Source organism: Vibrio sp. YIC-376 (genome assembly GCF_052353105.1).
Taxonomy (GTDB): domain Bacteria; phylum Pseudomonadota; class Gammaproteobacteria; order Enterobacterales; family Vibrionaceae; genus Vibrio.
In genome coordinates this window covers 69,522-91,294 of sequence record NZ_JBBWFK010000010.1, presented here as the reverse complement: position 1 = coordinate 91,294, position 21,773 = coordinate 69,522, and the positions used below count along the sequence as shown (strand labels likewise).

Annotated in this window: 18 protein-coding genes; 8 read left to right on the top strand and 10 right to left on the bottom strand. The window is 46.1% G+C overall.

Annotated elements, in window-relative coordinates:
* Positions 1–121 precede the first annotated feature (121 nt).
* Positions 122–2,185 carry an AsmA family protein gene (locus WJM94_RS18245; protein WP_444495621.1) on the top strand — a complete coding sequence of 688 codons (2,064 nt, stop codon included), beginning with the start codon at positions 122–124 and terminating at the stop codon, positions 2,183–2,185.
* On the opposite strand, the gene WJM94_RS18240 is transcribed toward WJM94_RS18245, so the two are convergent.
* The 3 genes from WJM94_RS18240 to WJM94_RS18230 form a co-directional block, all read right to left on the bottom strand.
* Positions 2,171–3,088 (bottom strand): bifunctional GNAT family N-acetyltransferase/hotdog fold thioesterase, encoded by a 918-nt coding sequence (locus WJM94_RS18240; protein WP_444495620.1) that lies wholly within the window; start codon positions 3,086–3,088, stop codon positions 2,171–2,173. The genes WJM94_RS18245 and WJM94_RS18240 overlap by 15 nt on opposite strands.
* A 107-nt stretch (positions 3,089–3,195) precedes the next feature.
* Positions 3,196–3,630, bottom strand: a complete 435-nt coding sequence (gene dtd, locus WJM94_RS18235) for a D-aminoacyl-tRNA deacylase (RefSeq protein ID WP_444495619.1) — start codon at positions 3,628–3,630, stop codon at positions 3,196–3,198.
* A complete protein-coding gene (locus tag WJM94_RS18230; protein ID WP_444495618.1) occupies positions 3,602–4,546 on the bottom strand; it encodes a virulence factor BrkB family protein in 945 nt (314 codons plus the stop codon). The genes dtd and WJM94_RS18230 overlap by 29 nt, the downstream gene beginning before the upstream one ends.
* 34 nt (positions 4,547–4,580) lie before the next feature.
* Here WJM94_RS18230 and WJM94_RS18225 point away from each other — a divergent pair, with 34 nt between their 5' ends.
* Positions 4,581–5,222, top strand: coding sequence for a DUF2959 domain-containing protein (locus WJM94_RS18225; RefSeq protein ID WP_444495617.1), 642 nt, complete (start codon positions 4,581–4,583; stop codon positions 5,220–5,222).
* A 37-nt stretch (positions 5,223–5,259) separates the two neighbouring features.
* On the opposite strand, the gene WJM94_RS18220 is transcribed toward WJM94_RS18225, so the two are convergent.
* Both WJM94_RS18220 and typA read right to left on the bottom strand, forming a co-directional pair.
* Positions 5,260–5,802, bottom strand: coding sequence for an AAA family ATPase (locus WJM94_RS18220; RefSeq protein WP_444495616.1), 543 nt, complete (start codon positions 5,800–5,802; stop codon positions 5,260–5,262).
* Positions 5,803–5,902: 100 nt separating this feature from the next.
* Entirely contained in the window at positions 5,903–7,732 is a 1,830-nt protein-coding gene (typA, locus tag WJM94_RS18215) for a translational GTPase TypA (protein ID WP_444495615.1), read from the bottom strand.
* A gap of 532 nt (positions 7,733–8,264) precedes the next feature.
* Here typA and glnA point away from each other — a divergent pair.
* The 6 genes from glnA to add all read left to right on the top strand — a co-directional run bounded on the left by glnA (position 8,265) and on the right by add (position 16,882).
* Positions 8,265–9,674 carry a glutamate--ammonia ligase gene (glnA, locus tag WJM94_RS18210; RefSeq protein WP_444495614.1) on the top strand — a complete coding sequence of 470 codons (1,410 nt, stop codon included), beginning with the start codon at positions 8,265–8,267 and terminating at the stop codon, positions 9,672–9,674.
* A gap of 197 nt (positions 9,675–9,871) precedes the next feature.
* Positions 9,872–10,453 (top strand): DUF4124 domain-containing protein, encoded by a 582-nt coding sequence (locus WJM94_RS18205; RefSeq protein ID WP_444495613.1) that lies wholly within the window; start codon positions 9,872–9,874, stop codon positions 10,451–10,453.
* 130 nt (positions 10,454–10,583) lie between these two features.
* Complete coding sequence (gene glnL / locus WJM94_RS18200) at positions 10,584–11,630, top strand: nitrogen regulation protein NR(II) (RefSeq protein WP_444495612.1); 1,047 nt, start codon at positions 10,584–10,586, stop codon at positions 11,628–11,630.
* Positions 11,631–11,688: 58 nt separating this feature from the next.
* On the top strand, positions 11,689–13,092 hold the full coding sequence (glnG, locus tag WJM94_RS18195) for a nitrogen regulation protein NR(I) (RefSeq protein WP_444495611.1): 1,404 nt from the start codon (positions 11,689–11,691) through the stop codon (positions 13,090–13,092).
* 91 nt (positions 13,093–13,183) lie between these two features.
* A complete protein-coding gene (locus WJM94_RS18190) occupies positions 13,184–15,730 on the top strand; it encodes a bifunctional diguanylate cyclase/phosphodiesterase (RefSeq protein WP_444495610.1) in 2,547 nt (848 codons plus the stop codon).
* Positions 15,731–15,877: 147 nt separating this feature from the next.
* Positions 15,878–16,882 carry an adenosine deaminase gene (gene add / locus WJM94_RS18185; RefSeq protein WP_444495609.1) on the top strand — a complete coding sequence of 335 codons (1,005 nt, stop codon included), beginning with the start codon at positions 15,878–15,880 and terminating at the stop codon, positions 16,880–16,882.
* A gap of 68 nt (positions 16,883–16,950) precedes the next feature.
* On the opposite strand, the gene hemN is transcribed toward add, so the two are convergent.
* From hemN to WJM94_RS18160, 5 genes are all read right to left on the bottom strand, one after another.
* Positions 16,951–18,342 carry an oxygen-independent coproporphyrinogen III oxidase gene (gene hemN, locus WJM94_RS18180; RefSeq protein WP_444495608.1) on the bottom strand — a complete coding sequence of 464 codons (1,392 nt, stop codon included), beginning with the start codon at positions 18,340–18,342 and terminating at the stop codon, positions 16,951–16,953.
* Between the two features lie 254 nt (positions 18,343–18,596).
* Positions 18,597–19,085 (bottom strand): DUF2489 domain-containing protein, encoded by a 489-nt coding sequence (locus WJM94_RS18175; protein WP_444495607.1) that lies wholly within the window; start codon positions 19,083–19,085, stop codon positions 18,597–18,599.
* Positions 19,086–19,092: 7 nt separating this feature from the next.
* The gene (gene yihI / locus WJM94_RS18170) at positions 19,093–19,635 is read right to left on the bottom strand and encodes a Der GTPase-activating protein YihI (RefSeq protein WP_444495606.1); all 543 of its coding nucleotides are present in this window, start codon (positions 19,633–19,635) and stop codon (positions 19,093–19,095) included.
* The gene (locus WJM94_RS18165; protein ID WP_444495605.1) at positions 19,635–20,273 is read right to left on the bottom strand and encodes a class I SAM-dependent methyltransferase; all 639 of its coding nucleotides are present in this window, start codon (positions 20,271–20,273) and stop codon (positions 19,635–19,637) included. Before WJM94_RS18165 ends, yihI begins: the two co-directional genes overlap by 1 nt.
* Positions 20,274–21,075: 802 nt before the next feature.
* Positions 21,076–21,693, bottom strand: coding sequence for a c-type cytochrome (locus tag WJM94_RS18160; RefSeq protein WP_444495604.1), 618 nt, complete (start codon positions 21,691–21,693; stop codon positions 21,076–21,078).
* Positions 21,694–21,773 lie beyond the last annotated feature (80 nt).

Genomic DNA, 21,773 nt, shown 5'->3' with positions numbered 1-21,773 from the left:
GTGACTTAGTTACCAAAATATCCTACAAGCCCCTATTTTTAGGGGCTTTTTATTGAATCCCTCTCCAGATTGATACAAGCTAAAGTCAGGCTTCCATACTTTCACATAGGTTCTGGCAGGAATGAAAACAGCGCTTCGAATTCTAATTCTGTTACTTGTTTTACTGATTGCCATTCCGGCAACCGTTGTTGCGCTGCTCACCACCTCCTACGCCAACCAGACCTGGGCCTTTCTTTCCGAGCATCTGAATCTGCCAATCAAAGCAGAAAAGGTGCGCTACGATTATCCTTATCACATTCAAGTGCAAGGGATCAGCACCGGAAACGAGTACACCACCTACATTGAACAATTCGATTTATGGCTGAATCCAGATATTCGTCGTGACGGAAAATGGATTGTGGACAGCTTACTTATCGATGGAGTGAACTTACAAAACGGGCTGCCTGCGTTGCCCAATCTCGACACTGTTCAGTTCCATCAAATCGCGGTTAAGAACCTCGATTATTCCAATAACCAACTTGTCATCAATGGATTAAGTCTACAAGTCCAGTCACCAAACTGGCACAACACTGAACATGTGCTGCCGTATGGTGAGATACAGCTTTCTGCGACTCAAATATACTGGAATGGTGAGGCGTTTGATGACGTTCTGGTTGATTTGAATTATCGACCAGTAGATAGCACGCTTTATGGCTCATCTTTCAAGTGGCGAGGCGGCCAGGTTTCCGGACAGGGTGAACAATACCCTGAAGGTTGGTCTCTGGTGAATGTCACTATCGACAAGCTAAAAATGAACACTGCACAACTGCAGTCGATATTGGCTAAACCTTGGCAGGAAATCCCATTTAAAATCAGCCATATTAATAGCTTAGATTTGCTCAACGCTGATATCGAGTGGGGTGAATGGCACTGGCAGAACTTAGATCTTTCGGTAGAAAACGCTGACTTTCCTTTCTCGCTTTGGCAGGCAAAAGCGCAGGTTTCTCTACAGGCCGATAGCGTCCGATTCCAACAGCAGACTGCAATAGAGCCACGTTTAAACGCGACATTAACTCCACAACTGATCGAGCTTAAAGAACTCTATCTTGATTGGCAGCAAGGTCGCGTTCAGCTGTCTGGTCAGTTCCAACCAACAAAATGGCAGATAGAAAACGCCTCGGTTCAAGGTTTGAAATGGGCGATGCAGCCAAATGAAAGTACAGATTGGTGGAAGGCAGCGACCAACGAACTTAAAGAAGTGGATATAGCGAAACTTGATATTGAGTACAGCCAAATCATTCAATTAGCCCAAGAGCCGTACTGGCAGCTATCAGGTTTGAGTTTAGAGGGTCGTCAGCTTGAAATACAGCGTTTAGGAGCACTCTGGGCTGTCTGGAATGGTAAACTTGACGCCAGCGTCGTTAACGCCAGTTACAATCAGGTGCTTTCATCGCATGCCGCATTTTCTACTCAAAGCGACAATGGTCTTTGGCAACTGACCCGATTGTTCGCCCCATTAGAACAGGGCTATATCGAAGGCTACGGACAAATAGATGTCAGTACCACCAGCCAACCATGGACGCTCAACTTAAATGCGGATGGCATTCCTCTGCTGTTGTTCCACTCTTATCTGCCTGAGACGCTAGCCGTAGACGGTTTATCTGATCTGAACCTTGAGCTACGAGGTCTGGCCGGAGACCATAATATGTTGGCTTACAGCTTAACAGGGAATGTCGCAGCCAATATGCGTAAAACCACACTACGCTCACAAGCCGACCAGTCTCTTAAATCCATCACGTTGTCCCCACTTCGACTACAAGCAAATCGCGGGGAAGTCACTATTCAGCCAATCATCATTTCAGGCAATGCGATTCAGGGTAAAATATCCGGCGCTTTCGATCTTGCTGACAATCCATTAAGCGGCCTGGAGTATCAACTGCAAGAACGCTGCGGAGTAATCAAAGGTGACCTTTTCAATCAAGATGTGGTGGCTAATGAGTGCATCAAACCAGCAACAAGTGAAACCGAAAACGCAGAAAAAATTCCTGAACAACCAGAGCACACTCAGCAAGAGGCCGAACCTGCAGCCCCTATCTCAGAAATCAACATTGAGCTGCAGGAAGAAGAAACGGTCGAAGATGTGATAGAAGAAGATGAACCAACGGCAGATGATCTTGCTACTAATGAAGAGTTAGCAGCGGAGTAATTTCGAATAATTCGGTAACAACATATAGGTTCCGACAAAATCAACTGCGGGTGTGTCACCACTGTAAATTACGACATGAATAACGATGCGAGCTTTACGCCCTGATGCAAGACGGTCCAAATCGCCACTGATCCCATCAAGCGAAGTACTGGCAACTGGATTTTGCTCCACGGGCTGACGATAACGAATCGTACTGTCAGCAAGAACAATATCGCCATGCAGGCCGCGCTCTTTAAGTAGCAACCAGGTCATCCCCCACCCAGTCAGTGTCGCCAACGTAAAAGCAGAGCCAGCAAACATGGTGTTGTGAGGATTGAGGTTAGGGTTCAGCTGGGCAGAACATTCAAATTGATAGCCAGTATACTGGTTAATTTTAATCCCCATCTTGTCGCTGATTGGGATCTGCTGCTCCCATCGCTTCTGAAGCTCGGTACACCAATCTGGACGACGAAGAACATTCGCCATCGGATCCAAACGCTTGACCATTTGCTGGTGACGCACCGGACCACGCTCATCGGTGAGCTCACCACGACGCTCAAAACCACTTTTCTCATAGAATGAGATCGCATCTTCACGGGCATTACATACCAAACGTTTCGCACCTTCCTGGCGCGCAAGAGACTCCAGAGCCACTAACACTAGCGACCCCATCCCTTTACCACGACGGTTGCTCTTCACCGCCATGTAGCGAATCTGGCCATCGTTATCTGGGGTAATATACAAGCGTCCTATCGCCATTGGTCGGCCTCGGCCATCCACTATCATGCGATGGTGACTCATACCATCATATTCATCGCGTTCTGAACCCATCGGCATTCGCCATGGCTCACGCAACATCTGCCAACGAAACTGATAATACTTATTAAGCTGGTTTTCGGTTTTTGGAGTAATGAGTTTGAACATATCAATCCTTTGAAAGAACAAAACAAACAAATGTCAGAGAAAATAACCCCAAGCTAATTCCATGTGCCTGGAGTTAAAGCTTAGACTATTGCCATTGCGTTACCAGATTAGACCTGTAACCAGAACGTCACTGGTCCATCGTTAACTAATGACACTTTCATATCGGCCGCGAAGCGACCACGCTCTGTTGGTAACACCTGTTCACTTAAGTCAGAGAAGTAATCATAAAGACGTTCTGCATCTGCCGGGTGCGCACCTCGAGAAAATCCCGCACGAGTTCCTTTTTTGGTATCCGCTGGCAGAGTAAATTGAGAAACAACCAATATCTTGCCATCCACCTGTTGAACGTTCAGGTTCATTTTACCTTCTTCGTCTTCAAACACACGGTAAGTGGTCACACGCTCCACCAAACGCTTTGCTTTGGCTTCATCATCGTCCCGCTCGACGCCTAACAGGACAAGCAGACCTCTATCGATTTCCCCAACCACTTCACCATCAACACGGACGGCTGCTTCACTGACTCGTTGAATTAGAGCTATCACTACGCTCACTTCCTTTCGTTGCTAACTGAGATTCTGCGACCGAGTGTATCATGTCCAGGTCTTCACTCCAGTGCTCTCGCTCACCAAGAGCAGCAGTCACCTCAGCACCAATCAGCACTATCATCCAGCACAGATAAACCCAGACAAATAAGATAGGAATCGCGGCCAGTGCACCGTATATCAGCTGATAGGATGGAAACTGGGTGATATAAAGTGCGAAGCCTTTCTTACTCAGTTCGAACAAAATCGCCGCCAGCGCTGCACCGATGGCTCCATGAGCCAGATAGACTTTTTTGTTTGGCACCAAAATGTACAGTCCTAAAAAGGCAGAAAATGACAATAACAAAGGCAACCAGCGCAAAAACAGATTAAATGCACCGGATAAGGTCTCATTCTCTAAGATCTGCAGTGATGTCACATAGGAAGTCGCTGCGATACTGGCGCCAACCAAGATTGGGCCAAGCGTTAACACCATCCAATACATTGAGAAAGAGAAGACGAAGCGACGCTTCTCTGCGACTCGCCAAATGTAATTGAGGTTCTTATCGATATTAGAAATCAACATCAATGCAGCAACGAATAAAAAAGCACCGCCAACCGCACTCATTTTACCAGTATTGGCAACAAACGCTTGCAGCGCGGTATGCACCGCCTCACCAGACGCTGGCACAAAGTTCTCAATGATGTATCCTTGCAATACCCCTCCGACATTCGCAAAAACGGGGAATTTCGACAATATTGACAACAGTACCGTTAACATCGGTACAATTGACAACAAAGTGATATAGGCAAGGTAGCCTGCATTTACATTCACGCGATCGTGCGCCAAGCGCTTGAGAAGATACTTCAAAAAAGCGACGCTACTTGGCAGTAGATTGCTCAATCTCGCCTTGTAACTCTCTGATAACTGGTTCATAGTTCATTCCATAATTAGCATCTAGGACATAAAAATGCCTTATTTATTAGCAATTGTACTATCAATTTTTACTTTAACAGGGTGTCAATCTGCTTATTACTCAGCAATGGAGCAAGTGGGTTACCACAAGCGCGACATCATGGTAGACCGTGTTGAAGATGCCAAAGAGTCTCAACAAGATGCTCAGGAAGAGTTCACCAGCGCTCTGGAAGCCCTATCCGCTCTGACCAATTTTGACGGTGGTGAGCTGGAGAGTGTTTACAACAACATAAACGACAAATATGAAGACAGTGAGAAAGCGGCTCAAGATGTCCGCGATCGTATCGCTGCCATTGAAGATGTCTCTGATGCCCTGTTTGAAGAATGGCAAGACGAGCTTGATCTGTACACCAGTGCAAAACTGCGCCGTTCCAGTGAACAGAAACTACGTGAAACCAAGGCATCTTACAAAACTATGCTCAGCGCCATGAAACGTGCCGAGAAAAAGATGACACCGGTATTGAACACTCTACGCGATAACACCTTGTATTTAAAACACAACCTCAATGCAAGTGCAATTGGGTCGTTGCAGGGTGAGTTCTCGAACTTAGAGAAAGACATTCAGTTTGCAATCAAGCAAATGAATGAAGCGATCGCCGAGTCGGACAAGTTCTTGAATAAGCTCAATCAAAAGTAATTTCACCGACTCAACACCTCCTCCTCATGAGGAGGTGTTAGCTTCTGACCTCGTCATCTAGACAGGTTACTCTGCGAATAAACGCCTCTCTCTCTTTCACCGTTCCCCAAGGCACTTCTACTACCTGATAACCCAGCCCAGCGTAGATATCTACTAGTGTTTGGTGGATTTTTAGTGCTTCTTCAAAACTGTGCGGACGGATTTCATCTTGCACATAAATAGTGGCTTCAGGTCGGCAAGTAAACACCTGACTATGATACCCAGCACTCTGCGAGATGAAAGCGGGCTCAACGTCGCAACCACCTACACGCAAGTAAGCCATAATATCGGGAATCGCGCGATCAACGAACGCCACTTCGTGACTGAGCGCCTGATGTTTTTGCTCACTCATTAACTCAAGGCACAATCTGGCAAACTCAGGTAAGTTGCTCCACGGTAAGATTCCCTCCTCCAGCTGACTTTGCTGCTCTATTAAGGTGCGGGAGCCTTCAGCAAAGATGGCATACCCCAGCTCCCCCAACGCGTTTAACAATGTTGTTTTACCCGCGCCAGGTCCACCCGTGATCACTATCGGATTCATTGTTATTACCTCCTATCTTCCTTAAATACAGAAAGCCCTAAATGCAAAAAGCCCCGAGCATAACCCGGGGCTTATTCTTAATCTAATCCGTTACAGCAAATTACTTCGCTGAACGTGAAGCACGCTTACGATCGCTTTCCGTTAGGAACTTCTTACGGATACGAATGCTTTCAGGTGTAACTTCTACTAGCTCGTCGTCATCGATGAATTCTAGAGCTTGTTCTAGAGTCATGATGATTGGTGGAGTAAGAACCTGCGCGTCATCCGTACCAGATGCACGAACGTTGGTTAGCTGCTTACCTTTCAGTGCGTTTACTGTCAGGTCGTTATCGCGGCTGTGAATACCGATAACCATGCCTTCGTAAACTTCTACACCGTGACCGATAAATAGACGACCACGCTCTTGAAGGTTAAACAGTGCGTTAGTTAGCGCTTTACCTGCTGCGTTTGCGATCAGTACACCGTTAACACGTTGACCGATGTTACCGCCTTTGTGTGGACCGTAATGATCGAACGTATGGTAAAGAAGACCAGAACCAGATGTTAGCGTCATGAACTCAGTTTGGAAGCCGATCAAACCACGAGATGGCATTACGAAATCCATACGCACGCGGCCTTTGCCGTCTGGAGCCATATCTTTTAGCTCACCTTTACGGATACCGATGTTTTCCATGATACCGCCTTGGTGCTCTTCCATCACGTCGATGGTTACCGTTTCAAACGGTTCCATTAGCTGACCATCTTCTTCTTTGATGATTACTTCTGGACGAGATACTGCAAGCTCAAAGCCTTCACGACGCATGTTTTCGATCAGGATAGACAGGTGAAGTTCACCACGGCCTGATACGCGGAATTTATCTGGATCGTCTGTTTGCTCTACACGAAGTGCAACGTTGTGAACCAGTTCCTTCTCCAGACGCTCAAGGATGTTACGTGAAGTCACGAACTTGCCTTCTTTACCTGCGAATGGAGACGTGTTTACCTGGAACGTCATGGTTACTGTTGGTTCATCAACAGACAGTGCTGGTAGCGCTTCAACATTACCTTGAGCACAAATCGTATCAGAGATTTTTAGCTCACCAAGGCCAGTGATTGCGATGATGTCGCCTGCTGTTGCCTGATCTGTCTCGTGGCGCTCAAGGCCAAGGTAGCCCATTACTGTGCCCACTTTACCGTTACGAGTTTTACCATCTGCACCGATTACCGTTACTTGTTGGTTTGCCTTAACGCTACCACGAGTAACACGGCCTACACCGATAACACCAACGTAAGAGCTGTAGTCTAGCTGAGAAATTTGCATCTGAAGTGGACCATCAAGATCAACTTCTGGTGCCGCTACCTGATCAACGATAGTTTGGAATAGCGGTTCCATGTTCTCGCCAGTTTCGCCTTCTTCTAGTGCTGCCCAGCCGTTTAGTGCTGATGCGTAAACCACTTTAAAGTCTAACTGTTCGTCAGTTGCACCTAGGTTGTCGAATAGGTCGAAAACTTGGTCCATAACCCAGTCAGGACGAGCACCAGGACGGTCAATCTTGTTGATTACAACGATTGGCTTAAGACCGTGAGCAAATGCTTTTTGTGTAACGAAACGAGTTTGCGGCATTGGGCCGTCAACTGCATCAACGATAAGTAGTACAGAGTCTACCATCGACATGATACGTTCTACTTCACCACCGAAGTCCGCGTGTCCCGGAGTATCTACGATGTTGATACGGTAATCGTTCCAGTTAATTGCTGTGTTTTTAGCAAGGATAGTAATACCGCGCTCTTTCTCGATGTCGTTCGAGTCCATGACTCGCTCTTCAGCTTCACCGCGAGACTCAAGCGTGCCTGATTGTTGTAGCAGCTTGTCAACCAGAGTAGTTTTACCGTGGTCAACGTGCGCGATAATCGCGATATTTCTTAATTTATCAATCTGTGGAGTAGCCATGGATATTGATTCACTTAGATAAATGAAATGCCCCCAAGCTGAGAACGGATGTTCTCTGGTGACATTTGCTGATTAAAAAAACGGCCATAATGTACCAGATTTTAGCAAAAAGCCTAGAAATATGTGATCTACTCCTTAGCATTTCTACTAATTCTACTCACAAAGCCCCCTTCATTGCTGTTAAGCGATTTCACTAAATACAACTTTATTCTCTGTGACGTTCAATACAAATTGACTATTGCTTAAAAAGTGGGCTGAATAAGCAATGTAGCTGTCACATCGTGGTGCAAGAACAACAAACTTGCACCAACAAAGTGCGGTGTCGGATCATTTTGGTGCAAGGACTTGCACCAAACTAGCATCCAAAAACACAATCCATTGAAATTAATGGAATATTTTTTTTGGCACGGTTTTAGCTTTAGTAAAACTAGCATCGGTTAATGAAAGTTAGTTTGATTAATCGATGCCGAAATTAATGAATAGTTCATAAATCGAGCTTTTACCGCTTATTTAACACTGGAGGTTATCCAAGATGTCAGTAGAAAACGTTTTATCGCTGATCCAAGAAAACGAAGTAAAGTTTGTTGACCTACGCTTCACAGATACAAAAGGTAAAGAGCAGCACATTTCGATTCCTGCTCACCAAATCGACGCAGACTTCTTCGAAGAAGGTAAAATGTTCGATGGTTCATCAGTTGCTGGCTGGAAAGGTATCAACGAATCAGACATGGTGATGATGCCTGACGCATCTTCAGCAGTTCTTGACCCATTCACTGAAGATTCAACACTAAATATCCGTTGTGACATCCTAGAACCTGCAACTATGCAAGGTTACGACCGTGACCCACGTTCTATCGCAAAACGTGCTGAAGACTACATGCGCTCTATCGGTATCGCAGACACTGTTCTTGTTGGTCCAGAGCCAGAGTTCTTCCTATTCGATGACGTGAAATTCTCTACTGACATGTCTGGTTCTTTCTTCAAGATTGACGACGTAGAAGCGGCGTGGAACACAGGTTCTGAAATCGAAGGTGGTAACAAAGGTCACCGTCCAGGCGTTAAAGGCGGTTACTTCCCAGTAGCTCCAGTTGACTCTTCTCAAGACATCCGCTCTGCAATGTGTCTAATCATGGAAGAAATGGGCCTAGTGGTTGAAGCACACCACCACGAAGTAGCAACTGCTGGTCAGAACGAAATCGCAACTCGTTTCAACACGCTAACTTCTAAAGCGGATGAGATCCAAATCTACAAGTACGTTGTACACAACGTTGCTCACGCATTTGGTAAAACTGCAACCTTCATGCCTAAGCCACTTGTAGGTGACAACGGTTCTGGTATGCACGTTCACCAATCTCTAGCGAAAGATGGCGTTAACCTATTCGCAGGTGACAAGTACGGCGGCCTTTCTGAAATGGCAATCTACTACATCGGTGGTATCATCAAGCACGCACGTGCACTGAACGCACTGACTAACCCATCAACTAACTCATACAAGCGTCTAGTTCCACACTACGAAGCGCCAGTTATGCTAGCTTACTCAGCGCGTAACCGTTCTGCGTCTATCCGTATCCCAGTGGTACCAAGCCCTAAAGCGCGTCGTATCGAAGTTCGCTTCCCAGATCCAGCAGCAAACCCATACCTAGCGTTTGCAGCAATGCTGATGGCTGGTCTTGACGGTATCAAGAACAAGATCCACCCAGGCGAAGCAATGGACAAAGACCTTTACGATCTACCAGCTGAAGAAGCGGCAGAGATTCCAAAAGTTGCAGAATCACTAAAACAAGCTCTAGAGTGTCTAGACGCTGACCGTGAATTCCTAACTGCAGGTGGCGTATTCTCTGATGATTTCATCGACTCTTACATCGAACTGAAAACAAAAGATGTAGAGCGTATTAACACTGCAGTTCACCCACTAGAGTTTGAACTTTACTACTCTGTATAAGGTTCATTCTGTGTAAAATGTAAACACAGTGACAAAATTTTAGGCTCGCCTCGCAGGCGGGCCTTTTTTGTATTCGCCCGTCGGGAATAGCCGTTTAACATGAGGGAATAACTAAAATACGCTAAGACTCTTTTTATTTGTTAATCAAAGAGCTAAGCCATCCAAACGTGAATGTATTGGTCAAAAGAAGGTGAGCAATGAAAGTTCAGCTTATTACATCTCTATGTGCCCTTAATTGCGTGCTGATTACCCCTCTCGTAGAAGCACAAGTCGCTTATACTTGGGTCGATAAAAATGGCGTGGTTCACTTTAGTGACACACCTAATCAGGGCGCTAAAACCATCGACCTACCCAATCTGGAGACCGTGGCACCCGCACCTAAAGTGGAGAGTACAGAGTCCCTAACACACCAAGCAAACAAGCTCGAGGAAACAGAGGAATTACCTCAGGCTCAAAGCGAAAAACCACAGCCTTTACAACTCACGCTGCTGAGTCCAAAACATGGCGATACGCTACGGAGTAACCGCGGATTGATTGACGTTCAGCTCGAGATGAACCGTAAACTTGGCATTGGTGAACAATTACAACTTCTGCTCGATGGTAACCCTTATGGTGCACCGCAAAACCATTCAACCTGGCAGTTGAACAATATTGACCGAGGAACTCACACTCTTTCCGTTCATGCTAAGAGAAGCGGCAAGCTTATTGCATCAACTAGCCCTATAACGGTGCATTTACATAGAGCAAGTGTCAAGCCGACCGTAAAAGGGGCAAATTAGAATATTAAGTGAAAAAATAGCAATTAAACGACGCTTTTCACTTTTTCTTCTAAGGATTATTCGCCATACTCAATGTTCTATTGCACCATTATTGTGCGTCGCACAATCATAACGCAAACAAGGACGTAATGTGGATACCAATCTTCCTAGTGCCATTCTCAACAATATGGTCACAGCAACGCTGATTCTCGATGATGGATTGGCAATCCGTTATGCCAATCCAGCAGCGGAGCTGTTGTTTTCACAAAGTGCCAAACGCATAGTCGAGCAGACATTATCCCAACTAATCCAACATGCATCGATGGATTTAGCACTGCTCACCCAGCCTCTGCAAAGTGGCCAAAGTATCACAGACAGCGATGTGACTTTCGTCGTTGATGGTCGTCCTTTGATGCTGGAAGTGACGGTCAGCCCGATCACCTGGGAAAAACAACTCATGCTACTGGTAGAGATGCGTAAAATTGACCAACAGCGTCGACTGACGCAGGAGCTCAACCAACACGCACAACAACAAGCCGCCAAGTTACTGGTGCGCGGTCTGGCGCATGAGATAAAAAATCCATTGGGTGGACTCCGGGGGGCAGCACAGCTACTGGAAAAAATGTTGCCAGATCCATCGTTGACGGAATACACCCATATCATTATCGAACAAGCCGATCGTTTAAGAGCACTGGTCGATCGCTTACTTGGTCCGCAAAAGCCCGGCAAGAAAAGACAAGCCAACCTCCATCAGGTTCTGGAAAAAGTGCGTCAATTAGTCGAATTAGAATCGCAGAACTCAATCATCATTGAACGCGACTACGACCCTAGCTTGCCAGAGATTTTGATGGACGCGGATCAAATAGAGCAAGCCATGTTGAACATCGTTAGCAACGCTGCACAAATTCTATCCCATCAAGAGCACGGCATTATTACTATTCGCACCAGAACGGTGCACCAAGCCAATATTCACGGTAAACGCTGCAAGTTGGCCGCGCGAATTGAGATAACGGATAACGGACCAGGCATTCAACCAGATTTACAGGACACATTGTTTTACCCAATGGTCAGTGGCCGAGAAGGCGGTACCGGACTCGGACTGTCTATTTCACAGAACCTGATCGACCAGCACAACGGAAAAATCGATGTTGAGAGCTGGCCAGGCCACACTAATTTCACAATTTATTTGCCGATATGACCATGCTTAAGCTTTTAGCTATGTGTCAATTTTCCGGTTTTGCTGCAAGGACTAGTAGATGAGTAAAGGATATGTTTGGGTCGTTGATGACGACAGTTCAATTCGCTGGGTGATGGAAAAAACACTTTCTTCAGCCAACATAAAGTGCGAGACCTACGCTGACGCGGAAAGCGTATTAATGGCATTAGAGCGAGAGGTTCCTGACGTTCTGGTTTCTGATATTCGAATGCCAGGTATCGATGGCCTAGAGCTGCTAAAACAAGTTCAACGAGATTATCCGGATCTGCCCGTCATCATTATGACCGCTCACTCCGATCTGGATGCGGCGGTTAATGCGTATCAAAAAGGGGCATTTGAATACCTGCCTAAACCATTTGATATTGATGAGACTCTGACGTTGGTTGAGCGAGCGATAGCGCACAGCCATGAAAACAAGCGCGTGCATTTAGCGCCAGAGGATATCCCAGCTGCAACGCCAGAAATCATTGGTGAAGCACCGGCGATGCAGGAAGTCTTTCGCGCGATCGGTCGTCTGTCTCGCTCTTCAATTTCAGTATTGATCAATGGTGAGTCAGGTACGGGTAAAGAGCTTGTTGCTCATGCCTTGCATCGCCATAGTCCACGAGCCAACAAACCATTTATTGCGCTCAATATGGCTGCGATCCCGAAAGACCTGATTGAATCGGAACTGTTTGGTCATGAGAAAGGCGCATTTACCGGCGCTAATAATGTTCGCCAAGGCCGATTCGAGCAGGCAAATGGCGGTACGCTGTTTTTGGATGAAATCGGTGATATGCCGCTGGATATCCAGACTCGCTTATTGCGCGTTCTCGCAGATGGCCAATTCTACCGTGTAGGCGGTCACTCGCCGATCAGTGTTGATGTACGTATCGTTGCTGCGACTCACCAGAATCTGGAAAAACTGGTTCACGAAGGCGATTTTCGTGAAGACTTGTTCCACCGCTTAAACGTTATTCGAGTGCAGATTCCAGCTCTCCGTGAGCGTAAACAGGATATCGAAAAACTGACTCAGCATTTTCTATTGCGCGCTGCAGATGAACTCGGGGTAGAGACTAAAACACTCCATCCTTCTACTGTTGAAATACTCAATAAATTGGACTGGCCGGGTAACGTACGTCAATTAGAGAACATTTGTCGCTGGCTAACCGTTATGGCCAGCGGTAGTGAAGTCTTGCCTAACGATTTACCTTCTGAACTGCTGCAAGAAAAGAAAACCATCTCGGATTCAACACAAGGTAGCTGGCAAGAACAATTGGCTGATTGGGCTCGTCAATCACTAGCAGCAGGAGATAAAGAACTACTTTCTTACGCTTTGCCAGAATTTGAGCGCATTTTATTGGAAGCAGCATTAGAGCACACTAAAGGTCACAAGCAAGATGCCGCTAAAGTATTAGGCTGGGGACGAAATACACTCACCAGAAAGTTAAAAGAATTATACTGACCATTAGGATAATATTGCAGCTCGACTGTCATTAAATATTAACAGATGTATCAGTATAATGATGGCGCACCACCCTTTATGTGAATAGGCAATGTCTACTGCTACGACTCAGATTACGCTACGTACCGCTGTTCTCATCCCATTTGTGATGATTTTCCTGTTGGCTATCGGTGTAATGGTCTACGTCCAAAAGCAGAGCTATGAAGCGGTGGTGGCCGACATCAGTGATAAGCAGCTGTCGGTTTTAACGAATAGTGTCCACGAACGTCTTAACTGTTTTCTTAATGAGCCCTTTACTGCCGTGACGACGCTCGCTCACAGTGTCAATCATCACAACCTCTTCCACCCTATCGATTCCGACGAGATCCAAACCTACTTACTCAGTACATTTAAAACGCTTTCTGAATCTATCCCGCAGCTGGATGTGATAGCCTTTGGCTCTGCAAATGGTGACTTTACCGGTTTTCGCCACGAGCTTTCCGATGACTACACCTTAATGCTTCAAAACCAGCAAACTGGTGGTGATCTTTTTATCTACGGAACCAGTCGGGTCAGTAACGATATACGCTCTGTCATTACCTCCTATGAACCACGCAACCGCCCTTGGTACCAACCGGTAGCCATAAGCCACAGACCGATGTGGTCAGGCATTTACAGTAACGCCGATGAACGCCAAGACATTACTTTGTCCGCCATGGCCCCAGTGTATCTTAAACAAGAGTTAGCGGGCGTATTAGTCACCGATGTCCGGCTTAATACGTTTAACGAGTTTCTTCGTGAGATAGCAAAAAATACCAAAGCCTCGCTCTTTATCATAGATCAAGAGCATCGTTTGGTCGCGCATTCAGGAGCTGGCAGTGTTGTCTCTTGGGGCTCTCGCTTTTCAGACAAAGGTCAACGCTTGTTTGCCTCAGAAAGCACTGACCCCATCATTCAGGTTAGCGCTGGCCACATCATTACACTTGATCTGATTAACACCGCCCAACCTCATACCTTTGCATTTGACCACGACGGTCAACGTTTTTTTGGCCGACTGACACCTTATACCGATCCAAACGGTATAAACTGGTTCATCGTAACTTCTATCTCTGGGACAGATTTGCTCGGTATGCTGCCAGGTGGCCAAGAAAAAAGCTGGCTGGTTGGCATTATTGTTAGCTTAATTGGCGTTGCGAGCTGCTGGCTAATTTTCAATCGCATCACCCAACCGATAAATTCAACCGCAGCGGCAGCGCTACACCTGGCGAAAGGTGATTGGGAAAGTAACATGCCTAAGCCGGGCTATGTGTATGAGACCACGGTTCTTGTTCAAGCGTTTAATGAAATGGCCGCTAATCTGAAAGCCTCATTTACTGCCTTACATGACCAGTTGGTTTATGACTCACTCACTCGTTTGTACAGCCGCCAGGGGCTAGTAGAAATGTGTGGCAACCAACTCTGCCGCTGCCAGGGAACGCTCTTTTTACTCGGTATCAACAGATTTAGGGATATCAATGACAGTGTTGGGCATCAAAATGGCGATCAACTACTGATCGACATCGCGGGAAGACTTAAACAACAGTTTCAAGATGATACCCTGCTGGCCAGAATCGGCGGAGACGAATTCGCCATTTTCATACATAGCGTACAGAGTAGTGATGATCTACGACTCATAGAACGCCGTTTACAGCAACTGTTTGTGACCCCATTCATTACGGAAGAAGAGGCGGTAGTGATGAAAATCTCACTTGGCATTGTACAAACCAAGCAAGGTGAAGATATGTCACTGTGGCTGCGCAATGCCAGTATTGCTCTGAGTTATGCAAAGCAAAATACCCTGACTGGTGTTTGTCATTACAGCCCGGAGCTCGCAAGCGCTTCAAAATTCCGCACACAGATGGTGACCAAAATTCAAGCCGGATTGGAGAAACAAGAGTTTGTTCCTTATTATCAACCCATCATAGATTTGGCCACTGGCAACATATGTGGAGCTGAAGCACTGGCGCGCTGGCACAGCGAATCCGGCATGATATCGCCATTGGATTTCATTCCAATCGCAGAAGAAAACGGCATGATCAAAGCTATTGGTCAACAAATCATGCTTCAAGCATGCCGTGATACCTACCAAGCTATCGCAAATAAACGGTGGCCGTCAGATTTCCAGTTACATGTGAACATTTCAGTCAATCAGATATCCTGCCCGGATTTTGTCGATAGCGTTACACGCGTGCTGGACGTGACTAAATTACCAGCCAGCAACCTGACACTGGAGATCACGGAGTCACGCATTATTGACAGTGGCCCAACGACGCTAGAGAACATGAAAAAGCTTCGCGATATGGACATAGGTATCGCGATAGATGACTTCGGTACCGGTTACTCGTCGCTCGGCTATCTGCACACCCTGCCCTTTACTTGTCTGAAGATTGACCGTACTTTCATCAGTCAATTAACTAAAGAGAATCTGGATAGGTCCGTTGTCGCCGCGGTAATTAATATCACCGCAGGCCTTAAAACAACGGTTGTCGCCGAAGGCGTAGAAGACAGCACTCAGGCTCAGTTGCTGCGCTCAATAGGCTGCCATCAGGTTCAAGGTTATTATTACAGCCGTCCTCTACCACTGGAAGAATGGTCAACATATTTGGTTAACATGAAGTAGAAAAGAGCGAGAATCGATGATTTCCTGATCATACTCTACTGACAATCTACTAACCTGTTAATTATACTTAGCTGCAATCTTCACCCACTTATTGTCACAGATAATGTTTGGGGCTAGTTCCAGTACATAACGATCCGGATCGACCTAATGATAACTAAGAACCTTCCTCTCACTGATTTGCACCGTCATCTTGACGGTAACATTCGTACTAAGACCATTCTTGAGCTTGGCCAAAAATTTGGTATTGCTTTGCCTGCGTACGATATCGAGTCTCTGACTCCACACGTTCAAATTGTCGAAGCGGAACCTTCTCTTGTTGCTTTCCTTTCTAAGCTTGACTGGGGCGTTGCTGTACTTGGCGATTTAGATGCATGCCGCCGTGTTGCTTACGAAAACGTAGAAGACGCGCTTAACGCTCAAATTGATTACGCCGAATTGCGTTTCTCACCTTACTACATGGCGATGAAGCACAAACTACCAGTTGCTGGTGTCGTAGAAGCCGTCGTGGATGGAGTACAAGCTGGTATGCGTGATTTCGGCGTAAAAGCCAACCTAATCGGCATCATGAGCCGCACGTTCGGTACCGATGCATGCCAACAAGAACTGGACGGAATTCTTAGTCAGAAAGACCACATTGTGGCCGTTGACCTTGCAGGTGACGAGCTGGGCCAGCCGGGTGATCGTTTTGTTTCTCACTTTAAGCAGGTTCGTGATGCAGGACTTAACGTAACGGTTCACGCTGGTGAAGCCGCAGGCGCAGAAAGTATGTGGCAAGCGATCAATAAGTTAGGAGCAACCCGTATCGGTCACGGTGTGAAAGCGATTGAGGATCCAAAACTGATGGATTATCTGGCGGAACACCGTATTGGTATCGAATCTTGCCTGACTTCAAACATTCAGACCAGCACGGTTGATTCACTCGCGAACCACCCGCTAAAGCAGTTCCTTGAACATGGCGTACTTGCGTGTCTGAACACTGATGATCCAGCGGTGGAAGGAATTGAACTGCCTTACGAATATGAAGTAGCCGCTCCAGCAGCAGGGCTTAGCCAAGAGCAGATTCGTCAGGCACAGATCAATGGTCTTGAGCTGGCTTTCTTATCAGACGCCGAAAAATCTGCGCTGAAAGCGAAAGTAAAAGATCGCGTTTAATTTCGTGTAAAATCATCAAAAATGCCAGCATTTGCTGGCATTTTTTGTATCCGGAATAATTAGATAAATCAAATAACTCGGGAGAACTGCTGCTGACGAGCCTTCGCACGTAAGTATTTATCGAAGCACATACAGATGTTACGAATCAGAAGGCGACCACGTAAAGTCACACGAATTTCGTTATCATCCACTTCCACCAGCTCATCATTGATGAAGGTTTGCAGCAATGCTAAGTCTTCTTTGAAGTACTGGTTAAACTTGATTTTAAACTCGGACTCTATCGCCTTTTTATCCAGTTTAAAGTTACAGATCAGTTGTTTAATCACTTCACGACGAAGCAAATCATCGGCATCGAGCGAGACACCTTTCCACAGAGCATGACGCAGCTCATTCACCTGAGCGTAGTATTTCTTCAGCTCTTTTTGGTTCTGTGCGTAAGCATCCCCAATCATAGAAATCGCCGAGACACCAAAACCGACTAAATCGCACTCCCCCTGAGTGGTGTAACCCTGGAAGTTGCGATGCAATACGCCTTCTCGCTGTGCGACCGCAAGCTCGTCATCCGGTTTGGCAAAGTGATCCATGCCGATAAACTGGTAACCCGCATCGGTTAGCGTCGCGATAGTATCTTGTAAAATCGCCATCTTTTCTTCAGCTTGCGGCAAGTCTTCATCTTTAATCTTGCGCTGCGCGGCAAAGAGCTGCGGCATGTGGGCATAGTTAAACACTGACAGACGCCCCGGCTGCATTTCAAGCACTTGTTGTAGCGTCTTAGCAAAAGACTCTTTAGTCTGCTTCGGCAAACCGTAGATCAAGTCCAGATTGGTAGAGCGGAACCCCAGCGCTTTCGCACGTGCAACCATAGCAACAATGAACGCTTCGTCCTGCTCGCGGTTTACCAGTTTCTGTACTTCTTTATTGAAGTCCTGAACACCAATACTCAGACGGTTAAATCCTTCACTACGCAGGTGATCCAGCATGGTGAGTTCAATTTCACGCGGATCGACCTCGATGCTGATCTCAGCATCGTCGCTGAAGAAAAACTCCTGACGCAACAAGTTCATCACGCGCGAAATCTGTTTTTCAGACAAGAACGTTGGTGTACCACCACCAAAATGTAATTGCGTTACTGTGCGGCCAACCAACAAAGAAGCACGCTGACGGATTTCATGCTCAAGAACATCAAGGTACTCGTCGGCTTTGTGCGAATGACGGGTAATAACCTTATTACAACCACAGTAGTAGCAAAGCTTATGACAGAACGGAATGTGGATGTACAACGACAACGGACGATCAGGGTACTGAGCGCAAGCCATATCATAATCAGAGATGGTAAAGGCTTCATGAAACTCTAAAGCTGTCGGGTACGATGTATAGCGAGGACCGGAATAGTTGTACTTATCCAATACTGCTTGATCCCAAACGATTTGCTGTTTCAATTCAGTGTGTTGATTCGACATGGTGGTACTTTCCGTTAAATGCTAGGGCAACGAAAGCCGTCACCCAATATTCAGAGTCGTTATTTTGCCATATGACAACGACAACCGCGGTAATACGTTTTGGCTTTTTAATTATAAAACCAAAGAAGTGCTAGCGTGATCACGATACCCCCGGCTGTCTCAAGGACATAACCAGGGGTAGAACTTACTCAAGCAATCAAGATGTAGGACTTAGAACCTTGCCACCAGAATCAGTTCATGGTGACTTGGTTATCTTAGATCATCCGAATATTGATTTGATTATTCAGTGGCTGGACGTTTTTCTGCAACAATTTGAGTTCTTCAACAATCGTCTCTGTTAAACGGTTCTCCGCTTTTTGACGCGTTAAGTTCTGTTGCATACGTTCTTTCTTGGCAAGTTGCTGGCGATCTTCGCCACGCGCCATATCTTTCACAATATGGTAAAGCTCAGAAATTGCAGGGTACGTTTTATCGAAGTCGATACGCTCTTCACCCTGAACATAGTCCATGATGCAGTAAACACGAATACTGATTTCCGACAAATCGCATTGGCCTTGAATGCCTGCCTGACACAAGGTATGCACGTTCTCAAAAATATTGGCATTACGTTTTTCAATCGCCAATTTTTGATGCTTCAGCTGCAATTCCTTTTGCTTTTTTAATTGAAGCAGAAGGTAACCTGCATAAGAAGCCAGAGCGATAATGATCACCGCCCCTGCAATTGCTAATAAGGTTACGTTCATAGCTTAATTACCCTTTGTAGTCGTCGAAGTTGATGTCGTCGAAGTCCGCAAGCAGATCGTCATCATTACGAGAACCTTTCGCAGCAGGGGCTGTGAAGTCCTCTTCGTCTTCAGGTTCTAGCAGACCAAGTTGATTCATCAACTTCTCGATACGATCCAGCTTCTCATCTACGTATTTCTGTAGACCAGTCCCCAGATTTTCACCCGCTTCGATACGATCCAACAACACGTTTAGTTGCGCGTCATTTTCCAACATCTCCAACTCTTGCTCCGCAGACAGACGACGATCTTGCTTAGTCATCTTCTTCGCTGGCTCAACAATCAGAGGGATTTTCTTTTTACTGCCTAGACGCGGATCACGGTCTTGTGCAGCAGCGTGTTTCTTCTGCTCGTTCGCGTCGGAGTTGCGGTTACCTGTCTTCAAACCTTTGCGCTTTTTCGCGCGTTTGCGTAGGCGGCCTTCCACATCCGATTCAGTACGATTACGAGTAACATAAGGTTCAGGTGCGCCTGCAGCGCCTGGCTTTCTAGATTTCTTTGTACGGCTCATTACTGGGTCTTCCTCAGTAAAATTACATCATTACCAATAAATTCAAGTTCGAGCTTATCCCGCTCAGCTAGGAACTGGAACGTCTCACGGCTAAAGAACACCACATGCGTCGGGTCATTCTTATAGTGCCATGATTGAAATGCCTCTACGTCGATGACCATCTTTGTCATCAGGCCTATCCAGCCCCCTGACTTAACTAAATTCAACCATTGCTTCCACACCATATCTGGGTGGTAGAGGTGTTCAATCACCTCTGTTGCTGTCATGAAGTCATACTGCTTTTCTAACACCGATGTATCAGGATGATAGTAAAGGTCGTACAACGCCATGCTGTGGCCCGCTTCTTCTAGCATCAGAGAAAGTGTCGGGCCCGGACCACAACCAAAGTCGATTCCGTTCGATTGTGGTGAAATTCGCTCTGTAATGGGATCAGCAATCCGCGACAGAAAACGTCGGTATCCCATATCTTCTGGATTGTTCTCATGCAAATCATAGTGAGCTTTTTCGGTATCTGCATCCAAACGTTGGTCTGGATTAACAAACACCAAACGGCACTGCTCACATTGAAGATATTCACGTCGCTTATCTTCAAAATAGTGATGAATGTGCTGATTGTGGCATAAAGGACAGGTATGCATGCTGACTTCCTAAAACAGGGATGCGAAACATACCAGAAACTGGGCTTAGATTGGAGTGTTACTGGGCATTTTTTCAGCAGTTTTTGTTAAAAAACTTTGTTTAAGAGACGACTGGCGTTCGTCATACCGTCACATGGCGAATTCAGACGTAAAAATCACCACAAGACAGAGATAAAAAAAGCGGCAGTTTAGCTGCCGCTTTCTAATGCCACTTTTGTGGCGAAACTGTGTTGCACGCATTTGGTGCACCAAAAATCCTTTTGTTTTTCGAGCTTTCCCTGCCAAAAAGTGTTGTTTTTCATCGTCCTGATGAATTCTGGCTATCCATTCACTTCCTGTCTACTGGGCTACTTCCTGTGCCTGATCCCTTTCGCTGTCTTCACCATCAGACTAGATGACCATCCCTATCCGGCAGGCTCCTTGCCTACCCAAATCCGTTTTGCACTCACCAAGCATCCCTTGCCTGAATCCCTGAGACCGAACCCCTTGGTCTACATTTCCCTTTGCTCACCCCCTGTGAACAATTGCTACTTTACGCCAATCACATCGCCTCACAAGTTGACGGCAGAAAAAATGTATTACGATTTACTCCACTCAAACAAAAGAACAGATAAATCAGAACATTAAAGTCATGACCAAGAAAAAAACAACATCACGAATGGCAAATGTCTTACAAACTGCCGAGCTAGATATCTATCTGGCAGTTCAAATTGAATGTGAGCTATATCACCAACAAAAATGCCCCGACGAAATCGCCGGGGCATTTTTGTAAAAATTTGCTCGAACTATGTAGGGGTATAAATTAGTGCAGACCGCCAACGTATTTCGACAGAACTTCGATATCTTCGTCTGTCATCTTCTTCGCGATGTCGCGCATCATGGCATTCATATCGTTACTACGGTTACCATCACGGAATTTAGTTAGCTGAGCTTTGATGTAGTCAGCATGCTGACCAGAAATTTTAGGGAAACCTGAAAGCTCAGTACCGTTACCACGAGCACCGTGACACGCAATACATGCCGTTAGACCACGTTCAGCATCACCGGCGGTGTAAAGAACTTTACCTTTCGCAACTACATCTTCAGGCGTCGAGTTGTCCGAGATTGGTAGTGAGGAAAAGTATGCAGATAGATCTGCGATGTCTTCATCGCTCAGTGGCATTGCCATACCACTCATTACAGGGTCGTAACGACCTTGTTTACCACCACTTGTCATACCTAACTTAAGCTCTTTTAACTGTTTCTCAAGATACTTAGCATGTTGACCAGCTAGTTTAGGGTACATTGCGATTGCACTGTTGCCATCTGCACCATGACAGGCGACACAGGTTTGTGATTTTGCTTTACCAGCCTCAATATTACCTTGGGCCCATACTGAGCAGCTGGCTAAAACACTCAAAATTAGCGCTAATTTCTTCATGACATTCCATTATAATTATCAAGCTTCCAGTACCACGGAATGTGAACATACCGTGTACACTCATGGTACAATAGGCGACC

Coding starts and splice junctions, on each gene's coding strand:
- WJM94_RS18230 (WP_444495618.1), bottom strand. CDS start 4,546: ATGAACCAGTTATCAGAGAGTTACAAGGCGAGATTGAGCAATCTACTG.
- typA (WP_444495615.1), bottom strand. CDS start 7,732: ATGGCTACTCCACAGATTGATAAATTAAGAAATATCGCGATTATCGCG.
- WJM94_RS18175 (WP_444495607.1), bottom strand. CDS start 19,085: ATGAACGTAACCTTATTAGCAATTGCAGGGGCGGTGATCATTATCGCT.
- WJM94_RS18190 (WP_444495610.1), top strand. CDS start 13,184: ATGTCTACTGCTACGACTCAGATTACGCTACGTACCGCTGTTCTCATC.
- yihI (WP_444495606.1), bottom strand. CDS start 19,635: ATGAGCCGTACAAAGAAATCTAGAAAGCCAGGCGCTGCAGGCGCACCT.
- add (WP_444495609.1), top strand. CDS start 15,878: ATGATAACTAAGAACCTTCCTCTCACTGATTTGCACCGTCATCTTGAC.
- WJM94_RS18160 (WP_444495604.1), bottom strand. CDS start 21,693: ATGAAGAAATTAGCGCTAATTTTGAGTGTTTTAGCCAGCTGCTCAGTA.
- WJM94_RS18165 (WP_444495605.1), bottom strand. CDS start 20,273: ATGCATACCTGTCCTTTATGCCACAATCAGCACATTCATCACTATTTT.
- glnA (WP_444495614.1), top strand. CDS start 8,265: ATGTCAGTAGAAAACGTTTTATCGCTGATCCAAGAAAACGAAGTAAAG.
- WJM94_RS18240 (WP_444495620.1), bottom strand. CDS start 3,088: ATGTTCAAACTCATTACTCCAAAAACCGAAAACCAGCTTAATAAGTAT.
- WJM94_RS18205 (WP_444495613.1), top strand. CDS start 9,872: ATGAAAGTTCAGCTTATTACATCTCTATGTGCCCTTAATTGCGTGCTG.
- glnG (WP_444495611.1), top strand. CDS start 11,689: ATGAGTAAAGGATATGTTTGGGTCGTTGATGACGACAGTTCAATTCGC.
- WJM94_RS18245 (WP_444495621.1), top strand. CDS start 122: ATGAAAACAGCGCTTCGAATTCTAATTCTGTTACTTGTTTTACTGATT.
- hemN (WP_444495608.1), bottom strand. CDS start 18,342: ATGTCGAATCAACACACTGAATTGAAACAGCAAATCGTTTGGGATCAA.
- WJM94_RS18220 (WP_444495616.1), bottom strand. CDS start 5,802: ATGAATCCGATAGTGATCACGGGTGGACCTGGCGCGGGTAAAACAACA.
- WJM94_RS18225 (WP_444495617.1), top strand. CDS start 4,581: ATGCCTTATTTATTAGCAATTGTACTATCAATTTTTACTTTAACAGGG.